Source organism: Pseudomonas sp. MYb118, assembly GCF_040947875.1.
GTDB lineage: Bacteria > Pseudomonadota > Gammaproteobacteria > Pseudomonadales > Pseudomonadaceae > Aquipseudomonas.
Genome location: NZ_JBFRXN010000004.1, coordinates 391,447 through 417,061, shown reverse-complemented (window position 1 = coordinate 417,061; position 25,615 = coordinate 391,447). Strand labels below are relative to the sequence as shown.

The 25,615-nt window shown below is 64.5% G+C and carries 24 protein-coding genes and 1 pseudogene; 16 read left to right on the top strand and 9 right to left on the bottom strand.

The window, feature by feature from the left end:
* Position 1 precedes the first annotated feature (1 nt).
* The 3 genes from ABVN20_RS27910 to ABVN20_RS27900 all read right to left on the bottom strand — a co-directional run bounded on the left by ABVN20_RS27910 (position 2) and on the right by ABVN20_RS27900 (position 1,675).
* Positions 2 to 538, bottom strand: coding sequence for a spore coat U domain-containing protein (locus ABVN20_RS27910; RefSeq protein ID WP_368559013.1), 537 nt, complete (start codon positions 536 to 538; stop codon positions 2 to 4).
* 20 nt (positions 539 to 558) lie between these two features.
* A complete protein-coding gene (locus ABVN20_RS27905; RefSeq protein ID WP_368559418.1) occupies positions 559 to 1,092 on the bottom strand; it encodes a spore coat U domain-containing protein in 534 nt (177 codons plus the stop codon).
* Between the two features lie 94 nt (positions 1,093 to 1,186).
* Positions 1,187 to 1,675, bottom strand: a complete 489-nt coding sequence (locus tag ABVN20_RS27900; protein WP_368559012.1) for a spore coat U domain-containing protein — start codon at positions 1,673 to 1,675, stop codon at positions 1,187 to 1,189.
* Positions 1,676 to 2,358: 683 nt separating this feature from the next.
* Between ABVN20_RS27900 and zapE the strand changes: the two genes are divergently transcribed.
* Positions 2,359 to 3,486, top strand: coding sequence for a cell division protein ZapE (gene zapE / locus ABVN20_RS27895; protein WP_368559011.1), 1,128 nt, complete (start codon positions 2,359 to 2,361; stop codon positions 3,484 to 3,486).
* Positions 3,487 to 3,552: 66 nt separating this feature from the next.
* A complete protein-coding gene (locus ABVN20_RS27890; protein WP_368559010.1) occupies positions 3,553 to 4,854 on the top strand; it encodes a protein kinase in 1,302 nt (433 codons plus the stop codon).
* A 116-nt stretch (positions 4,855 to 4,970) separates the two neighbouring features.
* Here the strand turns inward: ABVN20_RS27890 and ABVN20_RS27885 are convergent, their stop codons facing one another.
* A complete protein-coding gene (locus ABVN20_RS27885) occupies positions 4,971 to 5,675 on the bottom strand; it encodes a YebC/PmpR family DNA-binding transcriptional regulator (protein ID WP_368559009.1) in 705 nt (234 codons plus the stop codon).
* Positions 5,676 to 5,894: 219 nt separating this feature from the next.
* On the opposite strand from ABVN20_RS27885, the gene ABVN20_RS27880 reads away from it, so the two are divergent.
* Positions 5,895 to 7,223 carry a type VI secretion system Vgr family protein gene (locus ABVN20_RS27880; protein ID WP_368559008.1) on the top strand — a complete coding sequence of 443 codons (1,329 nt, stop codon included), beginning with the start codon at positions 5,895 to 5,897 and terminating at the stop codon, positions 7,221 to 7,223.
* A gap of 88 nt (positions 7,224 to 7,311) precedes the next feature.
* Here the strand turns inward: ABVN20_RS27880 and ABVN20_RS27875 are convergent, their stop codons facing one another.
* Entirely contained in the window at positions 7,312 to 8,175 is an 864-nt protein-coding gene (locus tag ABVN20_RS27875; RefSeq protein WP_368559007.1) for a LysR substrate-binding domain-containing protein, read from the bottom strand.
* Between the two features lie 109 nt (positions 8,176 to 8,284).
* Here ABVN20_RS27875 and ABVN20_RS27870 point away from each other — a divergent pair, with 109 nt between their 5' ends.
* The 4 genes and pseudogenes from ABVN20_RS27870 (at position 8,285) to ABVN20_RS27855 (ending at position 11,151) form a co-directional block, all read left to right on the top strand.
* On the top strand, positions 8,285 to 9,394 hold the full coding sequence (locus ABVN20_RS27870; RefSeq protein ID WP_368559006.1) for a 2-aminoethylphosphonate--pyruvate transaminase: 1,110 nt from the start codon (positions 8,285 to 8,287) through the stop codon (positions 9,392 to 9,394).
* 148 nt (positions 9,395 to 9,542) lie between these two features.
* On the top strand, positions 9,543 to 10,370 hold the full coding sequence (gene phnX / locus ABVN20_RS27865) for a phosphonoacetaldehyde hydrolase (RefSeq protein ID WP_368559005.1): 828 nt from the start codon (positions 9,543 to 9,545) through the stop codon (positions 10,368 to 10,370).
* Positions 10,367 to 10,486 (top strand): annotated as a pseudogene (locus ABVN20_RS27860) (outer membrane lipoprotein carrier protein LolA); the annotation flags it as partial. The gene phnX and the pseudogene ABVN20_RS27860, both read left to right, overlap by 4 nt.
* Positions 10,487 to 10,602: 116 nt before the next feature.
* Positions 10,603 to 11,151, top strand: coding sequence for a cytochrome b (locus tag ABVN20_RS27855; RefSeq protein WP_368559004.1), 549 nt, complete (start codon positions 10,603 to 10,605; stop codon positions 11,149 to 11,151).
* A 7-nt stretch (positions 11,152 to 11,158) separates the two neighbouring features.
* Here ABVN20_RS27855 and ABVN20_RS27850 read toward each other — a convergent pair whose 3' ends face one another.
* Positions 11,159 to 12,055 carry a 1-aminocyclopropane-1-carboxylate deaminase/D-cysteine desulfhydrase gene (locus tag ABVN20_RS27850; RefSeq protein WP_368559003.1) on the bottom strand — a complete coding sequence of 299 codons (897 nt, stop codon included), beginning with the start codon at positions 12,053 to 12,055 and terminating at the stop codon, positions 11,159 to 11,161.
* A 141-nt stretch (positions 12,056 to 12,196) separates the two neighbouring features.
* Positions 12,197 to 14,236, bottom strand: coding sequence for an FAD-dependent oxidoreductase (locus ABVN20_RS27845; RefSeq protein WP_368559002.1), 2,040 nt, complete (start codon positions 14,234 to 14,236; stop codon positions 12,197 to 12,199).
* Between the two features lie 223 nt (positions 14,237 to 14,459).
* Between ABVN20_RS27845 and ABVN20_RS27840 the strand changes: the two genes are divergently transcribed.
* From ABVN20_RS27840 to ABVN20_RS27820, 5 genes are all read left to right on the top strand, one after another.
* Positions 14,460 to 15,131: a GntR family transcriptional regulator gene (locus tag ABVN20_RS27840; RefSeq protein WP_368559001.1), complete on the top strand. Its 672-nt coding sequence runs from the start codon at positions 14,460 to 14,462 to the stop codon at positions 15,129 to 15,131.
* A gap of 115 nt (positions 15,132 to 15,246) precedes the next feature.
* Entirely contained in the window at positions 15,247 to 16,179 is a 933-nt protein-coding gene (locus ABVN20_RS27835; protein WP_368559000.1) for a 4-hydroxyproline epimerase, read from the top strand.
* Entirely contained in the window at positions 16,176 to 17,291 is a 1,116-nt protein-coding gene (locus tag ABVN20_RS27830; protein WP_368558999.1) for an NAD(P)/FAD-dependent oxidoreductase, read from the top strand. The genes ABVN20_RS27835 and ABVN20_RS27830 overlap by 4 nt, the downstream gene beginning before the upstream one ends.
* Positions 17,284 to 17,520, top strand: a complete 237-nt coding sequence (locus ABVN20_RS27825) for a (2Fe-2S)-binding protein (protein WP_368558998.1) — start codon at positions 17,284 to 17,286, stop codon at positions 17,518 to 17,520. The genes ABVN20_RS27830 and ABVN20_RS27825 overlap by 8 nt, the downstream gene beginning before the upstream one ends.
* Entirely contained in the window at positions 17,517 to 18,773 is a 1,257-nt protein-coding gene (locus ABVN20_RS27820; protein ID WP_368558997.1) for an FAD-dependent oxidoreductase, read from the top strand. Before ABVN20_RS27825 ends, ABVN20_RS27820 begins: the two co-directional genes overlap by 4 nt.
* Before the next feature lie 438 nt (positions 18,774 to 19,211).
* Here ABVN20_RS27820 and ABVN20_RS27815 read toward each other — a convergent pair whose 3' ends face one another.
* Together ABVN20_RS27815 and ABVN20_RS27810 are read right to left on the bottom strand one after the other, a co-directional pair.
* Positions 19,212 to 19,532, bottom strand: coding sequence for a DUF6124 family protein (locus ABVN20_RS27815; protein ID WP_368558996.1), 321 nt, complete (start codon positions 19,530 to 19,532; stop codon positions 19,212 to 19,214).
* A gap of 451 nt (positions 19,533 to 19,983) precedes the next feature.
* Complete coding sequence (locus ABVN20_RS27810; RefSeq protein ID WP_368558995.1) at positions 19,984 to 20,304, bottom strand: DUF6124 family protein; 321 nt, start codon at positions 20,302 to 20,304, stop codon at positions 19,984 to 19,986.
* 1,066 nt (positions 20,305 to 21,370) lie between these two features.
* Here ABVN20_RS27810 and ABVN20_RS27805 point away from each other — a divergent pair.
* From ABVN20_RS27805 to ABVN20_RS27790, 4 genes are all read left to right on the top strand, one after another.
* The gene (locus tag ABVN20_RS27805; protein ID WP_368558994.1) at positions 21,371 to 22,120 is read left to right on the top strand and encodes a helix-turn-helix domain-containing protein; all 750 of its coding nucleotides are present in this window, start codon (positions 21,371 to 21,373) and stop codon (positions 22,118 to 22,120) included.
* 231 nt (positions 22,121 to 22,351) lie between these two features.
* A complete protein-coding gene (locus tag ABVN20_RS27800) occupies positions 22,352 to 23,170 on the top strand; it encodes a transporter substrate-binding domain-containing protein (RefSeq protein WP_368558993.1) in 819 nt (272 codons plus the stop codon).
* 10 nt (positions 23,171 to 23,180) lie between these two features.
* Positions 23,181 to 24,953: an aconitase X gene (locus ABVN20_RS27795; protein ID WP_368558992.1), complete on the top strand. Its 1,773-nt coding sequence runs from the start codon at positions 23,181 to 23,183 to the stop codon at positions 24,951 to 24,953.
* Positions 24,946 to 25,611, top strand: coding sequence for an amino acid ABC transporter permease (locus ABVN20_RS27790; RefSeq protein WP_368558991.1), 666 nt, complete (start codon positions 24,946 to 24,948; stop codon positions 25,609 to 25,611). The genes ABVN20_RS27795 and ABVN20_RS27790 overlap by 8 nt, the downstream gene beginning before the upstream one ends.
* Positions 25,612 to 25,615 lie beyond the last annotated feature (4 nt).

The window sequence follows — 25,615 nt, the reverse complement described above, 5'->3', positions numbered from 1 at the left end:
GTCAGAACGTCAGTTCGACGGAAATCGTGTCGGTGTAGGTGCCCGCCGGCAGCCCGGCCTTGCCCACCGCCTGGCCGTACAGGTTCACGGTTTGCGCCACCCCGGTACTCGGAGCCAGGCTGATCGTGCCGTCGATGGCCAGGGGCTGCGAATGCCCGGCATCGGTGTACAGGTCGTACGGCACATAGTTGGCGACGCCGTCGTACAACGCCCGCGTGCCACCCGCCGACTGGCCGTCGTGGGCACCGGCGCGCACCTTGACCACGGGCGTGGTGCCGGCGGAACAGAGAATCGACAACGCCCCGCCACCGCCGCCCAGGACTTGTCCCGAGGCCGTGGTGAACAGGCTGTTGGCGGTGCCGAAGTTCAGCGCGCCGAAATTCAGCCCGGTGCTGCCTCCTGAGCCATTGACCTGACAACTGCTGGTCAGGATCAGGCTGGAGGTGATCTGACCGGTCACGGTCGTGGCCGCGTGGACACTGACGGCCAGCACCAGGCCCAGCAGCGATAAACCTATCCTTGTCACGAGTTTGCGCATGGTCTCCATCCTCTTCGGGTTTACCAATCCAGCGTCACGGTGAGGGTGTCGGTATAGACACCGGCCGGTATCGCGCGGGTGTTCGCCACCACAGCACCGAACACCGGGATCGGTATCTGCGTGCCGTGGGTGACAGCGAAATTATGTTGCTGGCCGATGCTGTAGCTCTGGTTGCCAGAGGCATCGACAAACAGTTGATAAGGGAGGGTCTGGCGGCCATTGCTCAGGCGCCGGGTGGTGCCGTCGCCGTGGGTGCCGCCGTCGATGGTGACGGTGAAACCGTTGACCGACGGATCGCAGGCGACATTCAACCGACCGCCGCCGCCCTGACCGAGGCTGGCCCTGATCGGGTTACTCCAGGTCGGGCCTTGCTCACCGAAATCCAGGGTACCGAAATCACTGACCGGGCTGCCGGTGCTGCCACCATTGCTGACCTCGCAACCGGCAATGATGGTCAGGCGCGCATAAACCTGCCCGCTGACGGCCGCCTGCGCGCCAGCGCCCGGCCAGGCCAGCGCGGCCACGGTGATCAATGCCCATTGCCTGCTTGTCATCACGCCCATCCCAACTCCTTCAGGACCTACCAGAGCGTTCGATCAGGAACGCCCACTTCCCTGCACCCCCCGATTCCATCGGGGGCCTGAACCGCTACCAGGTGACCGTCACCTTCACCATGTCCGTGTAACGCCCGACGGGCACGATTTCCGCCAGCCGTTCAATACGCGCGTACAACGGCAGATCCACGCTGCCGGTGCTCGGCACCCGCCCGCTGACCGGCACATCGACCGGCAGCGGGATCTGCCGCGCGGGGTCCTGGTACAGCCGATAGGGGATGGGTTTGCTGCCGGAAGCACCGGCCATGTAGCGCACATCACCGACGCCACCGTGCTGGCCACCGTCGATGCGCAATTGATAAGGGGTATCGGGGTTGCATTCCAGACGGGGCAATCGCCCATTCGTCAGCGCCGCCCCCAGCGGCCCGCCAGCATCGTCCAGCCGCGCAGTCTGGCCGAAATCGAGCACACCCAGCGGCTCGACGCCCGCACTGCGTTGCTGCCCGACCAACTGACAGCCACGCTGCACGTCAACCCGCACCTGCACCTGCAGCTCGGCGGCCAAGACCTGTGCACTGAGCATAATGCTCGCGACTGCCACAACAACGATTCCGTTCACGCCCAATCCCTTCGGGTTGACTCCTGCAAATCAGGTTAGCAACGGGCCAAGAAATTTCCAGCCAGGCAAAACAATTGCCCCCTGTAGGAGCGAGCTCGCTCGCGATGATGGCCCAGACACCGCAGACATCCAGACAGCCCGCGTCATCGTTAACGACCATCGCGAGCAAGCTCGCTCCTACAGAGGGCGGGTACACCAGCAGATAATGGGGCGGCTGGCAGGCCGCCTTCGCGAGCAGGCTCGCTCCCACAGGGGGGGGGGGAGAACAGCAAGCTTTTGATCTTGATCCACCCGCCCCTTCGGCAGGCTGAGTGGAGGCATTCATCCGGGGAGAAGGCGCGCAGCGCCGTGCGGCGCAGCCGCACACATCGAGAGGAGGTGCAGCGCAGCAAACCGGAGGCGATGTCCCCGGATGGATGCCGGAGCGAAGGAACCCCGAGCGCCAGCGAGGGGCCGTACGCTGGGGCGAGCGTTTTTTTGCTTACTTTTTTTAGGCGCTTGTAAAAAAAGTGAGTCGCCGTAAGGGCGAAACCATAAGCGGCCGTTACCGCAACAATGGATATGTACACGACCAGAAACCGCCTCGCGAGCAAGCTCGCTCCTACGGGGGTACACTAGCCCGCCTGACGCATATGGGAAAAACCTCCGTGCCCGTTCGCCCCCCCAACCGCTCGCGCTTCAACCCCCGCTGGCCATCGCTACGCCGCCTGCTGGGAAAAACAGCGCCCGCCAGTCACGGGCAAAGCGCACGCATGGTCCACGACTACTTCCGCCACAAGGCCCACACCCAGGGTTACACCCTCAGCCACAGCCAACAACGGGTGATCGACTGCATGGCGCAGCACGCCTCCAGCCTGCTCGACACCACGGAAAAAACCATCCCCGGCCTGTACCTGCATGGCGCGGTCGGGCGTGGCAAAAGCTGGTTGCTCGACGGCTTCTTCCAGTCCCTGCCGATCGAGCAAAAGCAACGCCTGCATTTCCACGAATTCTTCGCCCGGCTGCATCAAGGCATGTTCACCCACCGCGATCAGCCTGACGCATTGGCGGCCACCCTCGATGAGTTGCTGCAAGACTGCCGCGTCCTGTGCTTCGACGAATTTCACGTGCACGACATCGGCGATGCCATGCTCATCACGCGGCTGTTCAAGGCGCTGTTCCGCCGTGGCATCCTGCTGCTGGTGACGTCGAACTACCCACCCGAAGGCTTGCTGCCCAACCCGCTCTACCACGCACGTTTCAAACCGGTGATCGAGCTGATCAACGCCCGCATGCAAGTGATGGAAGTTGGCGGCCCACACGACTATCGCAGCCAGGCCAGGACCCACGCCCAGCAGTTGTTCACCCAGGGCCAGTACGTCTGGCCGGCCAGTGCCGCGCAACGGCAGATGCTGAACCTGCCAAGTGTCGACGCCCCGGCCATCACCCTGACCGTCGGCACTCGCCAACTGCCAGCCCGCCACTGCGACGGGCGCACCGTCGGCTTCACCTTCGCCGACCTGTGCGAGCATCCGACGGCCGTGATGGATTACCTGGAACTGTGCCGGCGTTTCGATCACTGGATCATCGAACAAATGCCCAACCTGGCCGACTGCTCGATCGCCGCACAGCAGCGTTTCATCAACCTGGTGGACGTGTTGTACGACCAGGACAAGCACCTGATCCTGATGGGCCAGCGCTCGTTGTGCGAAACACTGGGCGGCGACGCCATCGACCTGGCGCGTACACGCAGCCGGTTAGGACAACTGATCGCCACACAATCCCCTCCCCTGTAGGCGCGCTTCATCCGCTATCATGGCGCCCCTTTTCAGGCCTCGGGCCATTCGATAGCGAATCTGTTCATGGACACCCTTGCCCAACTGCGCGCCGGCCTGCTGGCGGGCGCGACGCGCCTGGACCTGGCCGCCGGCCTGACCCAATTCCCCCGGGAAATCCTCGACCTGGCCGACACCCTGGAAGTCCTCAACCTCAGCGGCAACGCCCTGAGCAGCCTGCCGGACGACTTTCACCGCCTGCGCCGTTTGCGTGTGCTGTTCTGCGACCGCAACCAGTTCACCGAGCTGCCCGCCTGCCTGGGCCAGTGCCCCGCGCTGAGCATGGTCGGGTTCAAGGGCAATCGCATCGAAACCGTGCCGGGGGCTGCACTGCCGCCACTGTTGCGCTGGTTGATCCTGACCGACAACCGCGTCACTGAGCTGCCGACCGAACTGGGCGAGCGTCCGTTCCTGCAAAAACTCATGCTGGCCGGCAATCGCCTGACCCAGCTGCCGCCCAGCCTGCGCAACTGCCATCGGCTAGAGCTGACCCGCCTCGCCGCCAACCGCTTGAGTGAATTGCCCGACTGGCTGCTGACATTGCCGAGCCTGACCTGGCTGGCCTATGCCGGTAACCCGCTGGAAACCGAAGCCGACGCTACCGCCCTGGACGCCACACCCACCATTGCCTGGTCGCAACTGAGCCTTGGGGAAAAGCTGGGCGAAGGCGCCTCCGGCGTCATTCATCGGGCCGAGTGGCAGCACGCCAAAGCGGTGGCGATCAAGCTCTACAAGGGTGAAATGACCAGCGATGGCTCGCCGCTGCATGAAATGAACGCCTGCATCACCGCCGGACTGCACCCCAACCTGATTCGGGTCGAAGGGCGGATCGTCGAACACCCGCAACACCAGGCCGGGCTGGTCATGGAACTGGTCGACCCGAGTTACCGCAACCTCGCCGGGCTGCCGAGCCTGGAATCCTGCAGCCGCGATGTCTACGCCGATGACACGCGGTTCAACGCGGACGTGGCGCTGCGCATCGCCCGTGGCATCGCCTCGGTGGGCGAACACCTGCATCGCCAGGGCATCACCCACGGCGACCTCTATGGCCACAACATTCTGTTGAACGAGCACGGTGACTGCCTGCTCGGGGATTTCGGCGCGGCGTCGTTCCACGCCACGGACGACAGTTTCGAGAGCCGTGCCTTGCAGCGGATTGAGGTGCGTGCGTTCGGGGTGTTGCTGGGAGAGTTGCTGGAGCGGATCGACTCGGGCTTGAGTGATCACACGCATGAGCGGCTGGAGGACTTGCAGCGCCGTTGCTGTCAGGGCGACGTGCTGGCCAGGCCTGGGTTCAGCGAGATTGTGCTGGAGTTGGGTGGTTTTTGACCGCCTTGCGGTCAATCGCGGGCAAGCCCGCTCCTACAGGGGAATGCGATCAATTGTAGGAGCGGGCTTGCCCGCGAGGGTCTATCAGGCGAAACCGCCCGCAAGACTTGAATCAATCAACCGGCCAAGCCGACAAACAGATCCTGCACATCATCATGGTTATCGAGGCCTTCGAGGAACGCTTCGACTTCCGCCATCTGCTCATCACTCAAACCGCTGACCGGGTTCTTCGCCTTGTAGCCCAGCTTCGCCGACAACACGGTAAAACCCTGCTCCGGCAACGCTTTCTGTACCGAATCCAGATCGGTGGCTTCGGTGATGAACAGGGTCGCGCCCTCTTCACCCGGTTCGAAATCCTGGGCGCCGGCTTCGATGGCGGCCAGTTCAGGATCGGCATCCGGGGTGTCCGGGGCGGCTTCGATCAGGCCTACGTGGTCGAAGTCCCAGGCCACGGAACCGGAAGCACCCAACTGGCCCTTGCGGAACGCGACGCGGATTTCGGCGACGGTACGGTTGATGTTGTCGGTCACGCATTCAACGATCAGCGGCACCTGATGCGGAGCGAAACCTTCGTAGGTCACGCGATGGTATTGCACGGTTTCACCGAGCTGGCCGGAGCCTTTCTTGATCGCACGTTCCAGGGTTTCGCGGGGCATCGAGGCTTTCTTGGCCTGTTCAACCACCAGGCGCAGGTGTGCGTTGGTAGCAACATCGGCGCCGTTGCGCGCAGCAATGGTGATTTCCTTCACCAGTTTGCCGAAGATCTTGCCCTTGGCATTGGCTGCCGCTTCTTTGTGTTTAACCTTCCACTGTGCGCCCATCACTCACTCTCTTGGTCTGTGGCGCCGAGACATCTATTGGCCGACGCATGGCGCAAGTTTATACGGCCTAAAGTTGGCAATCGACCAAAAATTCCATCCGGCAGAATCGACATGTTCACTGGTGGTTGTAGGGCGATTCTGAAACAACGATTGCGATAACCCTTTAGGGTCACGGTTTCGTACCCTCTGCGCTGGTACTCCCTGGCAGAAGCGGATTCGATGCATAACGACAAGGAAAATCCCTACACCCTGACCCTGCTCAACGGTGACCTGAGCTGGCCTGTGGTGCAGTTCAAAGGTCATGAGGCGCTCAACCAGCCCTATCGGTTCGAAATCGACATGATTGGCCTGGCTCCGGCCATGAACCTTGAGCATTTGCTGCAACAGCCGGTGTACCTGAGTTTCGCCAATGGCCAGGGCGTACACGGCATCATTCACAGTGCCAGTCGCGAACACCGTGGCCCGCAGCGCATCGACTATCGGCTGGTGCTGGTGCCCTGGCTGCAGAACCTCGACCGCCAGCCTGCGCGTCGGGTCTTTTACCAGCTCGATGTGCCCGCCATCCTGCGTCTGCTGCTGGCAGAAAACGGCCTGCCTGAACACAGTTACCGCTTCGAACTGCCCGATGGTCGTTACCCCGCCAGGCCGTTCTGCATCCAGTTTGACGAAAGCGACCTGACCTTCCTGCAACGGTTGTGCGAAGAAGAAGGCATTCACTATCACTTCGAGCATCAACGCGATGGCCATGTGCTGGTGCTGGCGGACGACAGCCTGAGCTTCCCCGAAGAGCCGCTGTTGATGCACTTTCACGGCGATCCGCCGACGACCGGGCAGACACCGGTGATCAGCGAGCTGTTCCAGCGCCACACCTCGCCGCCATTGCCGGTGCGTCCTGCCTCGCCGGCACTCGATCACGACCGGCTCAGCCGCCGGACACTGGAACGCCTGCGGTGTCGGCACGGGCAGTTGCAGGGCCGCAGTAACCAGAGTGCGTTGCGCAGCGGACACATCCTGCAGGTGTCGGAACATCCCCTGCCGAATTTCAACGATCAATGGTTGTTGATCGAACTGCGCCATCAGGGCCAGCAGCCGTCGATCCTAGAACGCCCGACCACCGACAAGGCGCGGCGCTACAGCAATCAGTTCACGGCCATTGCCTGGTCGAGCGTGTTTCGCCCGGCACTCAGGCACCCCCGGCCGGCGATTCCCGGCTTTCAACCGGCGCGAGTCCTCGGCCCGCCCGGCGAACCGGCGCCCATGGATGATCAGGGTCGCATCCAGGTCCAACTGTGGCCGACGGCAAACGCCACTGACGAACCGTCCAGCGGGCTCTGGCTGCCGATGGTCGTCGCCACGCCCCATGGCCGGATCGAATCGTGGCGGATGCCGATGGCCGGCAGCGAGGTGCTCATCAGCTTTCTCGACAGCGACCCCGACCGCCCGGTGCTGTACGCCGCCGCGAGCAACCCGCCGACACCGCGACCGGCGCGGCAGCCGAGAGGGGATGATCGGTTGTTGCTGGATTGGTTGGTCAACCTTAGAAGCTGATCGCGAGCAGGCTCGCTCCCACATCGGATCTTCCATGTGGATGAGATCCCTGTGGGAGCGAGCCTGCTCGCGATAAAGGCGACTCGGTCTAACCGCCCGGCACCAACCCAAAAAACGCCTGAATCAACCGCAACTCCCGCCGCCGCTCCACACACGCCAGCAAGTGCCGATTGACCAGCCCCTCGCCAATGAGCGGCACCGCCACCACCCGCGGGTCATGTCCGACCTCCACCGACGACACCACCCCGACCCCCAACTGCGCCGCCACCGCCTCGGTCACCGCCTCGCGGCTGTCCAGCTCCAGCAACACCCGCGGCTGCACCGAGGCCTGGGCACACGCCGTATCGAAGGTGCGCCGGGTAATCGAGCCGGGCTCACGCAAGACCATGATCACCTGATCCAGCGCTGCGAGCGGCACGCCCCTGGCCTGTTGCGCCCACGCATGCCCCGCCGGCACCAGCGCGCAGATCCGTGACTCGCTCAGCGCCTGCAAATGCAGGCCCTTGCGTGGCTCGATCTCGGTCAGCACCGCCACGTCGGCGTGCTCGGACAACAGCGCCGCCAGGGTGTCCTGGGCATTGCCCAGGCGCAGGTTGACGGTGATCCCCGGATAGCGCGCCCGCAAGCTGGCGAGCATCGGCATGACCAGGTGCGGGCCGTCCGCCGCCACTTCCAGGCGCCCGGTGAGCAACTGCCGGTTGGCTTCGAGCAACACTTGCGCCTCTTGTGCCAGGCCGAACATCGCCCGGGTGATGGCCGCCAGCTTGCTGCCCTCCTCCGTCAACTCCACCCGTCGCGCCGTGCGTCGCAGCAAGGTGATCTGGTAGTGCTCCTCCAGCGCCTTGATGTGCCCGGTGACGGCAGGCTGACTGATGAACAACCGCGCAGCCGCACGGGTGAAGCTGCCTTCGCGGGCCACCGCATCGAAAGCGCGCAGCTGAAACAGGTTCATGGATAACTCTCACTGATGACAGGCATAACAACAAACAATTTGATTGATGCGTGCGCAAATTGCAATTTAACCCCGCTAGCGTCAGCCCATCGAAAGCGAGAACAGCCCCATGCGTCCTGCCGAACCCGTCCTGCTCACCCCCGGCCCATTGACCACCTCGGTCCGCACCCGTCAGGCAATGCTAGTCGACTGGGGTTCATGGGATGAGCGTTTCAACCAATTGACCGCCAGCGTCTGCGAACAATTGCTGGCGATCATCAACGGCAGCGCCAGCCATCACTGCGTACCCCTGCAAGGCAGCGGCACCTTCGCCGTCGAAGCGGCCATCGGCACCTTGGTGCCCCGTGACGGCAAGGTCCTGGTGCTGATCAATGGCGCCTACGGCAAGCGCCTGGCGACCATCTGCCAGGTGCTGGGCCGCGCCGTCAGCACCTTCGTCACCGCCGAAGACCAGCCGACCACCGCCGCCGATGTCGACCGCCTGCTGCACGCCGACGCCGGCATCAGCCACGTCGCGCTGATTCACTGCGAAACCAGCACCGGCATCCTCAACCCGCTGGCGGACATTGCCCAGGTGGTGGCCCGCCACGGCAAACGCCTGATCATCGACGCCATGAGTTCCTTCGGCGCGCTGCCGGTGGACGCGCAACAGGTGCCGTTCGACGCCCTGATCGCCGCCTCGGGCAAGTGCCTGGAAGGCGTGCCGGGCATGGGCTTCGTATTTGCCCGCAAGCAATCGCTGGCCGCGGCTGCCGGCAATGCACATTCTCTGGCACTGGACCTGCACGACCAGCACACCTACATGGCCAAGACCGGCCAATGGCGCTTCACCCCACCGACCCACGTGGTGGCGGCGCTGCACGAAGCCCTGCTGCAATACGTTGAAGAAGGCGGCCTGCCGGCACGGCACGCGCGTTATGCCGCCAACTGCCAGGCGCTGATGGAAGAAATGAATGCATTGGGCCTGCGCAGCTTCCTGCCCGCCGCGATCCAGGCACCGATCATCGCCACCTTCCACGCCCCGCAGGACCCGCGCTACCAGTTCAAGGACTTCTACGAACGGGTCAAAGCCAAGGGTTTCATCCTCTACCCCGGCAAACTGACCGAAGTCGAGACCTTCCGCGTCGGCTGCATCGGCCACGTCCAGCCCGCCGAAATGCGCGCCGCCGTGGCGGCGATTGGCGAGGTGTTGCGAGAGATGGAAGTGACACACATCTAAACCGCACCCCCTATCCCTTGTGGGAGCGAGCCTGCTCGCGATGAGACCTGCACAGTCGACGATGAATGTCAGACCGCTATCGCGAGCAGGCTCGCTCCCACAGAAAATCAGTTCACCGACAGTCAGTCACCACAGGATTTACATCACCATGAACTACACCCACCCCACCCAACTCCAGGCCGCCATCTTCGACTGGGCCGGCACCGTGGTCGATTTCGGCTCGTTCGCGCCCACGCAGATCTTCGTCGAGGCCTTCGCCGAGTTCGACGTGCAGGTGTCCATTGCAGAAGCCCGTGGCCCGATGGGCATGGGCAAGTGGGACCACATCCGCACGCTGTGCGATCAGCCTGCCGTGGCCGAGCGTTATCGCGCGGTGTTCGGGCGCACGCCGACCGACGACGACGTCACCGCCATCTACAACCGCTTCATGCCGTTGCAGATCGAGAAAATCGCCGAGCACTCCGCGCTGATTCCCGGCGCGCTGGACACCATCGCGCAGGTGCGTGCCCAAGGGATCAAAATCGGCTCCTGCTCCGGCTACCCGAAACAGGTCATGGACAAGGTGGTCGAACTGGCCGCCAGCAACGGCTACATCGCCGACCATGTGGTCGCCACCGACGAAGTGCCCAACGGCCGTCCATGGCCGGCCCAGGCCTTGGCCAATGTGATCGCGCTGGGCATCAACGATGTCGCCGCGTGTGTGAAGATCGACGACACGGTGCCGGGCATCCTCGAAGGTCGCCGCGCCGGCATGTGGACCGTCGCCCTGCTCTGCTCGGGCAACGCGCTGGGCCTGGACTACGACGGCTACCGCGCCCTGGACAGCGAGCAACTGGCCAGCGAGCGCAAGCGTATCCAGGCGCTGTTCGAAGGCTCGCGCCCGCACTACATGATCGACACCATCGTCGACCTGCCCGCGGTGATCGCCGACATCAACCGGCGCCTGGCCAATGGCGAGATGCCGCAGAGCATGTGATTCACTGCCCTCCCCCTGTAGGAGCGAGCTTGCTCGCGATGGTCGTCAACGATAACGCTGGGTACCTGACACCCCGCGGTGCTTGGACCTCCATCGCGAGCAAGCTCGCTCCTACAGGGGGGGGCGGGGTTCGTTGATTTAGCGCACAGGCAAACACGGTTAAACGGGATTACAGTTAAAGCACACCGTCGATCAAGAACGGTGGCTTGAACCGAACCGTGAGGAACGCCGCATGCCCTGGAAGAATTCCGAGTCACGCTACAGTACCGTCTCGATCACGCTGCACTGGTTGATGCTGGTCCTGTTGGCGCTGGTGTACGCCTGCATCGAACTGCGCGGGATGTTTCCCAAAGGCAGCGGCGGCCGCACGCTGATCGTCGAATCGCACTTCATGCTCGGGCTGACGGTGTTCGTGCTGGTCTGGCTCAGGCTGTTCGCCCGCACTTTCGGCCCGGCCCCGCAGATCTTCCCCGCCTCGCCGAAATGGCAGACCACCCTCGCCCGTCTGATGCACTGGGCGCTGTACCTATTCATGATCGCGATGCCGCTCCTTGGCTGGCTCGTCACCAGCGCCAAGGGCAACCAGGTGATGTTCTACGGCCTGGACCTGCCGCTGCTGGTGTCGGAAGACAAGGCGCTGGCCCGGCAGATCCAGGACTGGCATGAACTGGGCGGCACGATCGGCTACTGGTTGATCGGCCTGCACGCACTGGCCGGCCTGTATCACCACTACATCGTGCGTGATAACACCCTGCTGCGCATGATGCCCAAACGCAACTGAACGCCGATCAGGCAAACCCGCGGCGGCCCTGCAAGCCGCCGGTGTGGATGAAGATCAGGCGGGTGCCGGCCTTGAAGCGCCCGGCCTCGACCTGCTGCTTGAGCGCCAGCAATGCCTTGCCGGTGTACAGCGGCTCCAGGGCAATGCCGCTGGCGCGTTCGGTCTGCTCGATGAAGTCCAGCAATAGCGGGTCAACCTTGGCAAAACCGCCGCGACAGGCGTCGAACAGTTCATAGCCCGCTGCCGGGACCTGCGCCTCGCGGGCAATAGCCTCGATCTGCTGCGCCACGCCAAAATCATCCGGTACCGCCAGCGCACCGTAGACCGGGTGCTCGCCCGCCTCGGCCAGCACCAACCCGGCCAGCGTGGTGCCGGTGCCACACGCCAGCCACCAGCCGTCGTAGTCGCTCCAGCCGAGGTTGCCCAGTTGCGCCTCGACCATCGCCTTCAACGGCATGCAGCCGATGGCGCCGGGCAAGCCGCCACCGCCCTCGGGCACCGGCCACAGCTCGGGGTACTGCGCCTGCCACGGCGCCCAGAAATCCGCCTGGTGCCGCGCGCGGTAACCGGCGTAACCGAGCCAGTGCAGTTGCATGCCCAGCGCTTGCAGGTCGTTGACCGTCGGCGTGTCCTGCGCATGCCCGCGCATCAGCCCCACCGTGCGAAAGCCCAGGCGTTGACCGGCGGCGGCCAGTGCGTGCAGGTGATTGGAATGGGCACCGCCCAGACTGATGATGCCTTTTGCGCCAGCGCGGTCGGCGGCCTTGAGGTGTTCGGTGAGCTTGAACCATTTGTTGCCGCTGATCAGCGGGTCGATCTGGTCGAGGCGCAGGATGGCCAGTTCGAGGTGGGCGGGGGTGAGCCAGTCGAGGTGGAGGGGTTCCAGGGGGGGCGGGGGAAACATGAAGGAGGGCTCTGCTGTTAGAGCCGGCATATTAGCAGCCTTGAGGACGCCATCGCGGGCAAGCCCGCTCCTACAGGGTTCAGGTGATCCCTGTAGGAGCGGGCTTGCCCGCGATAGCCATTGGCAGGACGGGCCTGCCTGTTACAGCTCAGCCGCCAACCGCGACCCTTGATTGATCGCCCGCTTGGCATCCAGCTCCGCCGCCACGTCGGCGCCGCCGATCAGGTGCACGCTCTGCCCCGCCGCCAGCAGCCCTTCGTGCAATTCACGCAGCGGGTCCTGCCCGGCGCAGATGACGATGTTGTCCACCGCCAGCACCTGCGGTTCGCCGCTTTCGCCGATGCGGATGTGCAGGCCCTGGTCGTCGATCTTCAGGTATTCGACGCTGTTGAGCATCTGCACCTGCTTGTTCTTCAGGCCCGTGCGATGAATCCAGCCGGTGGTCTTGCCCAGGCCGTCGCCGACCTTGGATTTCTTGCGCTGCAACAGGAACACTTCGCGGGCAGGGGCATGGGGCTCGGCCTTGACGCCGGCGACGCCGCCGCGCGCTTCAAGGTGGGTGTCGATGCCCCACTCCTTCCAGAACGCTTCACGGTCCAGGCTGGTGGCCACGCCCGAATGCACCAGGAACTCCGAGACGTCGAAGCCGATGCCACCGGCACCGATCACCGCAACGCGCGGGCCCACCGGCTTGCGCGCCAGGAGCACGTCCAGGTAGCTGAGCACCTTGGCGTTGTCGACACCCTCGATGGCCGGCGTGCGCGGGGCGATGCCGGTGGCGAGGATGATTTCGTCATAGCCGCCGTCGACCAGTTGCGCCACGTCGACGCGGGTGTTCAGGCACACCTCGACGTTGCTGGTTTGCAGCTTGCGGTTGAAGTAGCGCAGGGTTTCATAGAACTCTTCCTTGCCCGGCACACGCTTGGCCACGTTGAACTGGCCGCCGATTTCGCTGGCCGAATCGAACAGCGTCACCTGATGGCCACGCTCGGCCGCCACAGTCGCCGCCGACAACCCCGCAGGGCCGGCGCCCACCACGGCGATCTTCTTCAGGGTTTGCACCGGCAGGTAATTGAGTTCGGTTTCGTGGCAGGCACGCGGGTTGACCAGGCAGGTGGTCAGCTTGCCGCCGAAGGTGTGGTCCAGGCACGCCTGGTTGCAACCGATGCAGGTGTTGATTTCATCGGCGCGGCCAGCGGCGGCCTTGTTGACGAAGTCCGGGTCGGCGAGGAACGGCCGCGCCATCGAGACCATGTCGGCATCGCCTTCGGCAAGGATTTGCTCGGCCACTTCCGGGGTGTTGATGCGGTTGGTGGTGATCAGCGGAATGCTCACCGAACCGCGCAGTTTGGCCGTGACCTTGCTGAATGCTGCACGTGGCACCTTGGTGGCGATGGTCGGAATGCGCGCTTCGTGCCAGCCGATACCGGTGTTGATGATGGTCGCGCCGGCCTGCTCGATGGCCTTGGCCAGGGTGACGATCTCTTCCCAGGTGCTGCCGCCCTCGACCAGGTCGAGCATCGACAGGCGGAAAATAATGATGAAATTCGGACCCACCGCCTCGCGCACCCGACGGACGATTTCCACCGGCAGGCGCATGCGGTTTTCGTAGCTGCCGCCCCAGCGGTCGGTGCGGTGGTTGGTGTGCGCGGCGAGGAACTGGTTAATGAAATAACCTTCCGAGCCCATGATCTCGACGCCGTCGTACTCGGCTTTCTGCGCCAGCACCGAGCAGGTGACAAAATCGCTGATCTGCTTCTCGATGCCGTCCTCGTCCAGCTCTTTTGGCTTGAACGGGTTGATCGGCGCCTGGATGGCGCTCGGCGCGACCTGCTTGGGGCTGTAGGCATATCGACCGGCGTGGAGGATCTGCATGCAGATCTTGCCGCCCGCGTCGTGCACCGCACGGGTGACGATCTGGTGCTTGAGCGCCTCTTCCTCGGTGGTCAGCTTGGCCGCACCGGAGTACACCCCGCCCTCGTCGTTCGGGCCGATACCGCCGGTCACCATCAGGCCGACGCCGCCAAGGGCGCGCTCGGCAAAATACGCCGCCATGCGCTCGAAGCCGCCGGGCTTTTCTTCGAGGCCGGTGTGCATCGAGCCCATCAGGGTGCGGTTGCGCAGCGTGGTGAATCCCAGGTCCAGCGGGGCCAGCAGGTGCGGGTAATGAGCGGCGGTCATCGGAAACTCCACATCGAGCGATCACGGAAAAGTGGGAGCGCTCTTAGGCGCCCCTCTGTCATGGGCAACAGATTATGAGCACTCGAGTGACCGCTCAATGACCGTAAGTGACAACTTGATGATCCAATTGTGCAGCTAACGGTCGCCTGCTCCGTCAGGCGCAGTGAGTTCCACGGGCAAATTCGTATACCATATATGCAAATCAGTCCGAACGATCGCCGCCGTGACCCTACCCAAATTCAACGCTCCAGACCTGGGCAATGCGCCCTCGACCTCGGAAATCATCACCCGCCACCTGCGTGACGCCATCGTCGCCGGGCATTTCGCCGAGGACGAACCGATTCGCCAGGACGACATCGCCCGCCAGTTCAACGTCAGCAAGATCCCCGTGCGCGAGGCGCTCAAGCGCCTGGAAGCCGAAGGCCTGGTGATGTTCCAGCGCAATCGCGGGGCGATGGTCACGCGGGTGTCCGACGCCGAACTGGCGCAGATGTTCGAAGTGCGCATGCTGCTCGAAGACAAGGTGCTGCGCCTGGCCATTCCCAACATGACCGAGGCCACCTTCGCCAGGGCCGAACGCATCTGCCAGGAGTTCGTCGGCGAGGATGACGTCGGCCGCTGGGCCGAGCTCAACTGGGAACTGCATGCCTGCCTGTATGAACCGGCGCAACGGCCGTTCCTGGTGAACCTGATCCGCTCGGTCAACGACAAGCTGGAGCGTTACCTGCGCATGCAGATGACCCTGTCATCGGGCAAGGAGCGCGCCGACCACGAACACCGCGAGATCATCGCCGCCTGCCGCGCAGGTGATGTCGATCGCGCGGTGAGCCTGCTCGACGAGCACATCGCCGGGGTGTGCAAGACCCTGTTCGAGCACCTGCCACACCATCACTGACCGCTACGCCGGCTGTGCCGATTTCGTCATTGGTGCAGAATAAAACCATCAAGCCGCCACGCCCCGCACACGCCACGCTTGCGTTCATCCATCCGAACGCGAGAGTGGCCCCTTCATGAAACGCATCAGCGTGATCGACTCCCACACCGGCGGCGAACCCACCCGCCTGGTAACCGCCGGTTTTCCTGACCTGGGCAACGGCAGCATGGCCGAGCGCCGCCAGATCCTTGCCGAGCAACACGATGACTGGCGCGCCGCCTGCGTGCTCGAACCACGGGGCAGCGATGTGCTGGTCGGCGCGCTGCTCTGCGAGCCGGTCGACCCCAGCGCCTGTGCCGGGGTGATCTTCTTCAACAACACCGGTTACCTGGGCATGTGCGGCCACGGCACCATCGGCCTGGTCGCCTCGCTGGCCCACCTGGGCAAGATCGGCCCGGGCGTGCACAGCATCGAGACGCCGGTGGGCACGGTGCAGGCCACCTTGCATGCCGACCACAGCGTCAGCGTGCGCAACGTGCCGGCCTACCGCTATCGCCAGGCGGTGGCGCTCGAAGTACCGGGCATCGGCCAGGTGGTCGGTGACATCGCCTGGGGCGGCAACTGGTTTTTCCTGATTGCCGAGCATGGCCTGCGGGTGGCCGGCGATAACCTCGAAGCCCTGACCGCCTACACCTACGCCGTGCAGCAGGCGCTGGACGTGCAAGGCATCCGCGGCGAAGACGGCGGCTTGATCGACCACGTCGAGTTGTTCGCCGACGATGCCCAGGCCGACAGCCGCAACTTCGTCCTGTGCCCCGGCAAGGCCTACGACCGCTCCCCCTGCGGCACCGGCACCAGCGCCAAACTGGCGTGCCTGGCCGCCGATGACAAATTGCAGCCGGGGCAGATCTGGCGCCAGGCCAGCGTGATCGGCAGCGAGTTCGAAGGCTCCTACGAGTGGCAAGGCGAGCGCATCGTCCCGACGATCCGTGGCCGCGCCTTCATCAGCGCCGAAGCCAGCCTGATCATCGAGCAGGACGACCCGTTCGCCTGGGGCATTCGCCCATGAGCCAAGGCCAGGTGGCCGATGTGATCGTGATCGGCGCCGGCATCATCGGCGCCGCTTGCGCCCAGGCGCTGGCCCGGCGCGGCCTGCGCGTGCTGGTGCTCGACGCCGGCCTGCACGGGGCCACGGCCGCCGGCATGGGCCACTTGCTGGTGCTGGACGACAACCCGGCCGAACTGGCCCTGAGCCAATACTCGCTGCAACGCTGGCGCGAACAGGCGCCGCAGTTGCCCGACGGCTGCGCCTACCGCAGCAACGGCACCTTGTGGCTGGCGGCCAACCCCGAAGAAATGGCCGTGGCCGAGAGCAAGTTCCTCAACCTGCAAGCCCAGGGCGTGGCCTGCGAACTGGTCGCGCGCCACGCCCTGCGCGAACGCGAACCGGCGTTGCGCGAAGGCCTGGAAGGCGGCTTGCTGATCAATGGCGACGGCATTCTCTACGCACCAGCCACCGCCCGCTGGATGCTCGATCACGCCAACATCGAACAACGACGGGCGCGGGTCAGCGAGGTGGACGGTAACCGCGTACGCCTCGAAGACGGCCAGTGGTTGCAGGCCGAGGCAGTCATCCTGGCCAATGGCATCCAGGCCAACGAGCTATGCCCGGAGCTGCCCATCGAGCCGAAAAAGGGCCACCTGCTGATCACCGACCGCTACCCCGGCACCGTCACCCACACGCTGGTGGAACTGGGTTATGTCACCAGCGCCCACAACGCCAAGGGCCCCTCGACCGCCTGCAACATCCAGCCACGGCCGACCGGGCAATTGTTCATCGGCGCCTCGCGGCAATTCGGCACCACCGATCCGCAGGTCGAGGGCTGGATGCTGGCGAAGATGCTCAAGCGCGCCACCGAATACATGCCGGACCTGGCCCACCTCAACGGCATCCGCGCCTGGACCGGCTTTCGCGCCGCCAGCCCCGACGGCCTGCCGCTGGTGGGCCAGCACCCGCAACGCAAAGGCCTGTGGCTGGCAGTCGGGCACGAAGGGCTGGGGGTGACCACGGCGCCCGGCACCGCCGACCTGCTGGTCGCGCAGCTGTTCAACGAAGCGTCGCCGCTGGCGGCGCAACCCTATCTGCCACAACGATTCCTCGGGGAGACCGTGCATGCCTGACATGATTGTGGATGGCCACGCCCTGCACGTGGCCGACGGCACCACGGTGGCCGCGGCCCTGGCCCAGGCCGGTGACGGCAGCACGCGCACCTCGGTGAGCGGCCAGCGCCGTGCACCGCTGTGCGGCATGGGCATCTGCCAGGAATGCCGGGTCACCATCAACGGCCGCCGCCGGCTGGCCTGCCAGACGTTGTGCCAGGACGACATGCAAGTGCAGACCCGACCATGAACGAATCCGCTGACCTGCTGATCATTGGCGCCGGCCCCGCCGGCATGAGCGCCGCCCTCGCCGCCGCCTCCAGTGGCGCACGCATCGTGCTGCTCGACGACAACCCGCTGTCCGGCGGCCAGATCTGGCGCGACGGCCCGCAGGCCAGCCTGCCGAAACAGGCACGACAACTGCGCGAGCGCCTGCACGCCTGCGCCAACGTCCGCCATCACCCCGGCACGCGGGTCATCGCCAACCCGGGGCACAAGCAATTGCTGGTGGAAGATGCCGAACGCGGCTGGCTGATCGACTACGACAAACTGATCCTGTGCACCGGCGCCCGCGAATTGCTGCTGCCCTTCCCCGGCTGGACCTTGCCGGGCGTCACCGGGGCGGGCGGCCTGCAGGCGCTGATCAAGGGCGGCCTGCCGGTGCAGGGCGAACACGTGGTGATCGCCGGCAGCGGCCCGCTGCTGCTCGCCAGCGCCGCCACCGCCAGACACAACGGCGCCCAGGTGGCGCGCATCGCCGAGCAGGCTGGGTTGGCAGCGGTCGCAGGATTTGCCGTGCAACTGCCGCGCTGGCCGCACAAGCTTGCACAGTCGCTGTTTCTGTTCGATCGCCAGTACCGTACCGACACCCACGTCGTGGCGGCATTGGGCAACGACCGCCTGGAAGGTGTACGCCTGAGCCAGCAGGGCAAGATCGTCGAACTGGCCTGTGATCGACTGGCCTGCGGTTTTGGCTTGATTCCCAACATCCAGTTGGGCCAGGCGTTGGGCTGCGCAGTGACGGGTTCCGCGCTGGCGGTGGATGCCTGGCAGGCGACGACCCTGGCCGATCATTATGCGGCGGGTGAATGCACCGGTTTTGGCGGCAGTGAACTGGCGTTGGTCGAGGGGGAAATTGCCGGGCATGCGGCGGTCGGCAACACCGCGGCGGCCCAACAATTGTGGCCACGCCGGGCGCGCTGGCAGGGGTTTGCCCAGACGCTGAACGACACTTTTCGGCTCGACGCGAAACTCAAATCGCTGGCGCAGGCCGACACCCTGGTGTGTCGTTGCGAGGACGTGCCTTATGCCGCCATCGCCGGACACCACGACTGGCGCGAAGCCAAACTGGCCAGCCGTTGCGGCATGGGCGCCTGCCAGGGCCGGGTGTGTGGTGGGGCGTTGCAATATCTGTTCGACTGGCAACCCTCGGCCCCGCGACCGCCCTTCAGCCCGGCGCGGATTGAAACGTTTTTATGCGTGGACGAGGCTCCGCCGGGTTGACGCCTGACGGTGTACATATCCGTTCCTGCGGTAACGGCTGCTGATGGTTCCGCTCTTACAGCGGGTCCCTTTTGTCAGACGCCACAAAAGGAACCAAAAAGTCTCGCCCCAGCGTACGGCCCCTCGCTGCCGCTCGGGGTTCCTTCGCTCCGGCATCCATCCGGGGACATCGCCTCCGGTTTGCTTCGCTGCACCTCCTCTCGATGTGTGCAGCTACGCCGCACGGCGCTACGCGCCTTCTCCCCGGATGAATGCCTCCGCTCAGCCTGCCGAAGGGGCGGGTGGATCAAGAGCAAGATCAAAAGCCAAATCAGCGCATCGCGCCAACTGTGGGAGCGAGCCTGCTCGCGATGGTCGTCAACGATGACGCTGGCTGTCTGACACCCAGCGTTGCCTGAACCACCATCGCGAGCAAGCTCGCTCCTACAGGGGATCTGTTCAACCTGCTGGGACGAGGTTGTCCAGCGCGCGATTCACCGCCAGGTCGGCCAGCATGATGATCTGCTGGATACCCAGCAACATGCTGCGCTGCGGCCCGTCCACGAACACCGAGAGATCACCGGCCAGGATGCTCGCCGAGGCCAGGGATTCACAGGCACTCGCCAGCAGGGCTTCGGTGTCGATGTCGGGGGCAATCTGGAACATGGTGCTGGGAGTGTGGGGAGATGCGGATTTCAGCTGCGCGGGGTCGAAACCGAGGTCGTCAACCGGGTCGGTTTGTGGGGAGGATTCAGGGGGATTTGGGGTTGGTTTTGGCATGATGAGAGCTCCGTCTACAGGTTAGAGCTGCACCTTTCGGTTCCAAGCGAAGGGTGGCAGCTGTACGCAGGTTGGAACCCGGGGTAAACGGAACCCGGCAGACCCAAAGGTCTCCCGCGCACAGCCGCCATAACGAAGCGCTGAAAAGCGCGCAAGCATACGTTATGACGAGCGCTTTTGCGCCGTTTACTCTTCGGGGTTCCACGCCCGGTCGCTGAATTGGCAGCGACAAGAAAAAGGTAAACATGACAGCCCAAGCGGACAAGCCAGCGGATTCTGGTGATGTTGTAGGCAAAAGCGAAGGCGAGGTAATCGTGGATTCGTCTGACAGAACCATCCCCTGTAGGAGCGAGCTTGCTCGCGATGGAGGCCCAGGCACCTCGGGCATTCAGGCTGCCAGCGCTATCGTTGACGACCATCGCGAGCAAGCTCGCTCCTACAGGGGATTTGTTCAACCTGCTGGGGCGAGGTTGTCCAGCGCCCGATTCACCGCCAGGTCGGCCAGCATGATGATCTGCTGAATACCCAGCAACATGCTGCGCTGCGGCCCGTCCACGAACACCGAGAGATCACCGGCCAGGATGCTCGCCGAGGCCAGGGATTCACAGGCGCTCGCCAGCAGTGCTTCGGTGTCGATGTCGGGGGCAATCTGGAACATGGTGCTGGGAGTGTGGGGAGATGCGGATTTCAGCAGCGCGGGGTCGAAGCCGAGGTCGTCAACCGGGTCGGTTTGTGGGGAGGATTCGGGGGGATTTGGGGTTGGTTTTGGCATGGCAGTCTCCTATGGATTTTCTTCGCCACCATGACCTATCGCTAAACAAGTAAGGGTGGCAGCTATGCGCGGGTTAGCGATCCGGGACATAGGAATCCCGGGTAGACCCGAAGGTCTCCCACGCACAGCCGCCATGACACGCCATTGCAGACACAAAAGCCTGAGTGTTTGGAGCGGTGTGATGCCTATGTAGAGTCGGATCGCTAAACCCGATCGCTGAATTGGCAGCGATACACAGACATTAGGGACCAGCGCCAAAGCACACAAGCCGGCGGATTCTGGCGGAGTTGTAGGCAAAGGCGCAAGGCGAGACAAATGTGGATTCGTCTGACAGAACCATCCCCTGTAGGAGCGAGCTTGCTCGCGATGGTGGACCAGACACCGCGGGCATTCAGGCTGCCAGCGTTATCGTTGACGACCATCGCGACGGTTCGACGCCTCGACATGCTCGCTCCTACAGGGGGCGGGTACACCAGCAGATAATGTGGCGGCTGGCAGGCCGCCTTCGCGAGCAGGCTCGCTCCCACAGGGGGGGCGGGGGGAGAACAGCAAGCTTTTGATCCTGCTTTTGATCTGCTTTTGATCTTGATCCACCCGCCCCTTCGGCAGGCTGAGTGGAGGCATTCATCCGGGGAGAAGGCGCGCAGCGCCGTGCGGCGTAGCCGCACACATCGAGAGGAGGTGCAGCGAAGCAAACCGGAGGCGATGTCCCCGGATGGATGCCGGAGCGAAGGAACCCCGAGCGGCAGCGAGGGGCCGTACGCTGGGGCGAGACTTTTTGGTTCCTTTTGTGGCGTCTGACAAAAGGGACCCGCTGTAAGAGCGGAACCATAAGCGGCCGTTACCGCAGGAACGGATATGTACACCGTAAGACCGCCATCGCGGGCAAGCCCGCTCCCACAGGGGCAGTGTCCGTCAGTAGAGATTGGGGTGACTGTAAGACCGCCATCGCGAGCAGGCTCGCTCCCACAAGGGGGGGGAACCGTGTACAGGAGGAGAAATCAGATCGACCAGAACGCCACCGAGCCTCTATGATCCAGGGTGTCGCCACCACCCCAAGCCCACCATGTTCCCCTCACTCAACAGCTTCAAACCCTGCGACCTGCCCACCCTCCTCAGCAGCCTGGACCCCATCGCCACGCTGCTCGATACCCTGTCGGACGTCGCCTTCTTCATCAAGGATTGTGAAGCCCGATACGTCTTCGTCAACCAGACCCTGGCCCTGCGCTGCGGCTTCAAACGCCGCGAAGACCTGCTCGGCCTCACCGCCGACCAAGTCTTCCCCGCCCGCTACGGACCGCTGTACACCGCCCAGGACCGCCGCGTGCTGTCCACCGGCCGCGAACTGGCCGACCAACTGGAACTGCACCTGTACCTGGGCAACCAACCCGTGTGGTGCCTGACCCACAAACTCGCCCTGCACAACGAACAAGGCCAGATCGTCGGCCTGGCCGGCATCTCCCGCGACCTGCAACTGCCGCAGTCCAACCACCCGGCGTTCCAGAAACTCGCCGCGGTGGACGCGCACATCCGCCGGCATTTCGCCCGCCCCATAAGCCTTGCCGAGCTGACCGCCATCGCCGGGTTTTCCGTGGCGCAGCTCGAACGTCACTGCAAGCGGGTGTTCCAGCTCACGCCCCGGCAGATGATCCACAAATCGCGCCTCGAAGAAGGCTCGCGACTGCTGCTCGAGACCGACCTGCCGATCACCGAGATCGCCCTGCGCTGCGGCTACACCGACCACAGCGCGTTCAGCCGCCAGTTCCGCGCACTGACCAGCCTCTCCCCCAGCCAGTACCGCGAAGGACGGCGCTGAAATGTTCCGTTAGGGGGCGCCGCACACCTATCGTGCTCCCTTCAGTAACACCCCCCGGTTGCACCCTCCCTCCGCCTTGCCCCACACCCTCACCCGCAACCGCGCTGATTCGCGGGCTGCTGGCATTTCGTCCGAATAGCGTCATTCCGGCACGCTGATTGCTAAAGGTTAATATCGTATACGAAATCCCCAATACGATATCTAACAGCACTTTCCGATCACGAGGCTTCTATGAAAAACCCTGCATTTGCCGTAGCCCTCAGCGCTGTTCTCAGTACCTCCTTCGTGGCTACCGCCCAGGCCGACAAGCTCGACGACATTATCGGCTCCGGCAAGCTGCGCTGCGCCGTGACCCTGGACTTCCCGCCGATGGGCTTTCGCGATGCCAGTAACAACCCGGCCGGTTTCGACGTGGACTACTGCAACGACCTGGCGAAGATCCTCGGGGTCGAGGCCGAAGTGGTCGAGACGCCGTTCCCGGATCGCATTCCAGCGCTGGTCTCGGGACGCGCCGATGTGATCGTCGCCTCCACCTCCGACACCCTGGAACGCGCCAAGACCGTGGGCCTGACCGTGCCGTACTTCGCCTTCCAGATGGTCGTGCTGACCCGCGACAACACCGGCATCAACAACTTCAACGACCTCAAGGGCAAGGCCCTGGGCAACACCAGCGGTACCTTCGAAGCCATCGCCCTGGAAGCCGACGTGAAGAAATGGGGCAGCGGCACCTTCCGCGCCTACCAGTCGCAGAACGACACGCTGCTGGCCGTCGCCCAGGGGCACATCGACGCCACCGTGGTCACCAACACCGTGGCAGCCGCGACCATCAAGTCGGGTAAATACAAAAACCTGAAGATCGCCGGCGACGCGCCGTACACCATCGACTACGTGTCCCTGGGTGCCAAGCGCAACGAGTACGGCCTGCTCAACTACCTCAACCTGTTCGTCAACCAGCAGGTGCGCAGCGGTCGCTACAAGGAGCTGTTCACCAAGTGGGTCGGCACCGAGATCCCGCCGACCGACCTGACCGTGCCGAAGGTCTACTACTAAGGTGCCCGGCATGCCTTTGCCACTGCTCGGGCGCAGCCTGATTGGCGGCTGCGCCGAGGGCCCGCTGCTGTTCGCCGATGTCGGCCTGAGTTTCTGGGGCGGGGTCGATCCCTTCAGCGGTGAGGTCATCGACCGTCATCACCCGCTCAGCGGCGAACAGCTGAGCGGTCGGGTGCTGGCCATCCCCAGCGGACGCGGCTCGTGCACCGGCAGCAGCGTGATGATGGAGCTGATCAGCAACGGTCATGCACCGGCGGCGCTGGTGCTGGCCGAAGCCGATGAGATCCTGACCCTGGGCGTGCTGGTGGCACAGGCGATTTTCGGGCGTTCCCTGCCGGTGCTGTGCATCGGCCGGGAGGCCTTCGCCGCTCTGCGCGGCAAGGCCTTTGCCCGTGTCGAAAACGCCGGGCTGAGCCTGTTCGAGCAGGCGCCCGGCGATGCCTGGCAAGCGCCGGACACGCCATTGCCCAGCCATGAAAGCGGCGGCCATATCGAACTCAGTGAGTTCGACCATGCCCTGCTCGATGGCAAGCACGGCAAAGCCGCGCAGATGGCCATGCGGATCGTCTTGCGCATGGCCGAGCTGCAAGGCGCACCGCGCCTGCTGGACGTGACCCAGGCGCACATCGACGGCTGCATCTACACGGGGCCGGCGAGCCTGCGCTTTGCCGAACAACTGGTGCAGTGGGGCGCGCAGGTGCGTGTGCCCACCACCCTCAATTCAATTTCCGTGGACCAGCGCCGCTGGCGCGAGCTGGGCATCGACAGGGCGCTCGGCGAGCCGGCCAGTGCTTTGGGCGATGCCTACATGGCGATGGGCGCCAGCCTGAGTTTCACCTGTGCGCCGTACCTGCTCGACACGGCCCCCAAGGCCGGCGAGCAGATCGTCTGGGCCGAATCCAATGCGGTGGTCTACGCCAACAGCGTGCTCGGTGCGCGCACCCTCAAGTACCCGGACTACCTCGACATCTGCATTGCCCTGACCGGCCGTGCGCCCATGATCGGCTGCCACCTGGAGGCCCAGCGTCAGGCGCAACTGCTGATCGAACTGCCGCCACTGGGCGAACTCGACGACGCGTTCTACCCCTTGCTCGGTTACCACGTCGGCGCCCTCGCCGGCACCCGCATCCCGCTGGTGCTGGGCCTGGAACGACAGGCGCCCAGCCTCGACGACCTGAAAGCCTTCGGCGCGGCCTTCGCCACCACGTCCGCCGCGCCGTTGTTCCACATCGCCGGGGTCACTCCCGAAGCGCTGGACCCGACCCAGGTGCTGGACGCCGACACGGTGCTGCCCGAGGAGCAGATCAGCTTGCCGGACCTGCTGCGCAGCTGGCGCGAACTCAACAGTGCCAGGGAGGCCCGCGTGGACATCGTGTCCCTGGGCAACCCGCATTTCTCTCTCGGCGAGTTCGCCCACCTGGCGCGCCTGTGCCGCGGCCGCGACAAGCACGCGGCAACGGTGCTGGCCATTACCTGCGGTCGTGCGGTACTGGAGCAAGCCCGCGCCGCCGGGCACCTGGCCGAGATCGAACGCTTTGGCGCCACCCTGGTGACCGACACCTGCTGGTGCATGCTCGGCGAGCCGGTGATCCCGCCGGACGCCACCACCCTGATGACCAACTCGGGCAAGTACGCCCACTACGCACCTGGCCTGGTGGGGCGCACGGTGCATTTCGCCAGCCTCGCCGAATGCGTCGACGCCGCTTGCACTGGCACCGCCAGCGGACGCCTGCCGACCTGGTTGCAACCTGCCCTGCCGATGGAGACCCCTGCGCATGTTTGACTACACCTTCCAATGGCGCGCCGCCTTGCGCGCCCTGCCGGACATGCTCGCCGGCGCCTGGGTCACGTTCGAGACCGCGGCGTTGTCGATGATCTTCGGTGTGTTGATCGCCCTGGCCCTGACGGTCATGCGCGAGACCAAGCAACCGCTGCTGCGTGGCATCGGTAACGGCTGGGTGTCGATCGCCCGTAACACGCCGTCGCTGTTCCAGATCTACATCCTGTATTTCGGCCTGGGCTCGATGGGCCTGCACGTCAGTTCGTGGATCGCCCTGCTGGCAGGGATCACCTTCAACAACGCCGGTTATCTCGCGGAGAATTTTCGCGGCGGCCTCAAGGCCGTGCCCGGCACCCAGGTGCGCGCCGCCCGCTCGCTGGGCATGAGCGCCTTCCAGGCCTACCGGCTGATCATCGTCCCGCAACTGCTGCGGATCGTGTTCTACCCGCTGAGCAACCAGATGGTCTGGGCGGTGCTGATGACCTCGCTGGGGGTGATCGTCGGGCTCAACAACGACCTCACCGGCGTGACCCAGGACTACAACGTCAAGACGTTCCGCACCTTCGAGTATTTCGCCATCGCGGCGGTGCTGTATTACCTGATCGCCAAGGCGATTGTCGCGACAGCCAGGCTGATGGCCTGGCGGTTGTTCCGCTACTGAGGAC

Coding starts and splice junctions, on each gene's coding strand:
- ABVN20_RS27850 (WP_368559003.1), bottom strand. CDS start 12,055: ATGTTTCCCCCGCCCCCCCTGGAACCCCTCCACCTCGACTGGCTCACC.
- ABVN20_RS27830 (WP_368558999.1), top strand. CDS start 16,176: ATGAGCCAAGGCCAGGTGGCCGATGTGATCGTGATCGGCGCCGGCATC.
- ABVN20_RS27835 (WP_368559000.1), top strand. CDS start 15,247: ATGAAACGCATCAGCGTGATCGACTCCCACACCGGCGGCGAACCCACC.
- ABVN20_RS27870 (WP_368559006.1), top strand. CDS start 8,285: ATGCGTCCTGCCGAACCCGTCCTGCTCACCCCCGGCCCATTGACCACC.
- ABVN20_RS27810 (WP_368558995.1), bottom strand. CDS start 20,304: ATGCCAAAACCAACCCCAAATCCCCCCGAATCCTCCCCACAAACCGAC.
- ABVN20_RS27790 (WP_368558991.1), top strand. CDS start 24,946: ATGTTTGACTACACCTTCCAATGGCGCGCCGCCTTGCGCGCCCTGCCG.
- ABVN20_RS27875 (WP_368559007.1), bottom strand. CDS start 8,175: ATGAACCTGTTTCAGCTGCGCGCTTTCGATGCGGTGGCCCGCGAAGGC.
- ABVN20_RS27880 (WP_368559008.1), top strand. CDS start 5,895: ATGCATAACGACAAGGAAAATCCCTACACCCTGACCCTGCTCAACGGT.
- ABVN20_RS27905 (WP_368559418.1), bottom strand. CDS start 1,092: ATGACAAGCAGGCAATGGGCATTGATCACCGTGGCCGCGCTGGCCTGG.
- ABVN20_RS27800 (WP_368558993.1), top strand. CDS start 22,352: ATGAAAAACCCTGCATTTGCCGTAGCCCTCAGCGCTGTTCTCAGTACC.
- ABVN20_RS27845 (WP_368559002.1), bottom strand. CDS start 14,236: ATGACCGCCGCTCATTACCCGCACCTGCTGGCCCCGCTGGACCTGGGA.
- ABVN20_RS27885 (WP_368559009.1), bottom strand. CDS start 5,675: ATGGGCGCACAGTGGAAGGTTAAACACAAAGAAGCGGCAGCCAATGCC.
- ABVN20_RS27805 (WP_368558994.1), top strand. CDS start 21,371: ATGTTCCCCTCACTCAACAGCTTCAAACCCTGCGACCTGCCCACCCTC.
- ABVN20_RS27890 (WP_368559010.1), top strand. CDS start 3,553: ATGGACACCCTTGCCCAACTGCGCGCCGGCCTGCTGGCGGGCGCGACG.
- ABVN20_RS27820 (WP_368558997.1), top strand. CDS start 17,517: ATGAACGAATCCGCTGACCTGCTGATCATTGGCGCCGGCCCCGCCGGC.
- ABVN20_RS27825 (WP_368558998.1), top strand. CDS start 17,284: ATGCCTGACATGATTGTGGATGGCCACGCCCTGCACGTGGCCGACGGC.
- phnX (WP_368559005.1), top strand. CDS start 9,543: ATGAACTACACCCACCCCACCCAACTCCAGGCCGCCATCTTCGACTGG.
- ABVN20_RS27900 (WP_368559012.1), bottom strand. CDS start 1,675: ATGCTCAGTGCACAGGTCTTGGCCGCCGAGCTGCAGGTGCAGGTGCGG.
- ABVN20_RS27815 (WP_368558996.1), bottom strand. CDS start 19,532: ATGCCAAAACCAACCCCAAATCCCCCTGAATCCTCCCCACAAACCGAC.
- ABVN20_RS27910 (WP_368559013.1), bottom strand. CDS start 538: ATGCGCAAACTCGTGACAAGGATAGGTTTATCGCTGCTGGGCCTGGTG.
- ABVN20_RS27795 (WP_368558992.1), top strand. CDS start 23,181: ATGCCTTTGCCACTGCTCGGGCGCAGCCTGATTGGCGGCTGCGCCGAG.
- ABVN20_RS27855 (WP_368559004.1), top strand. CDS start 10,603: ATGCCCTGGAAGAATTCCGAGTCACGCTACAGTACCGTCTCGATCACG.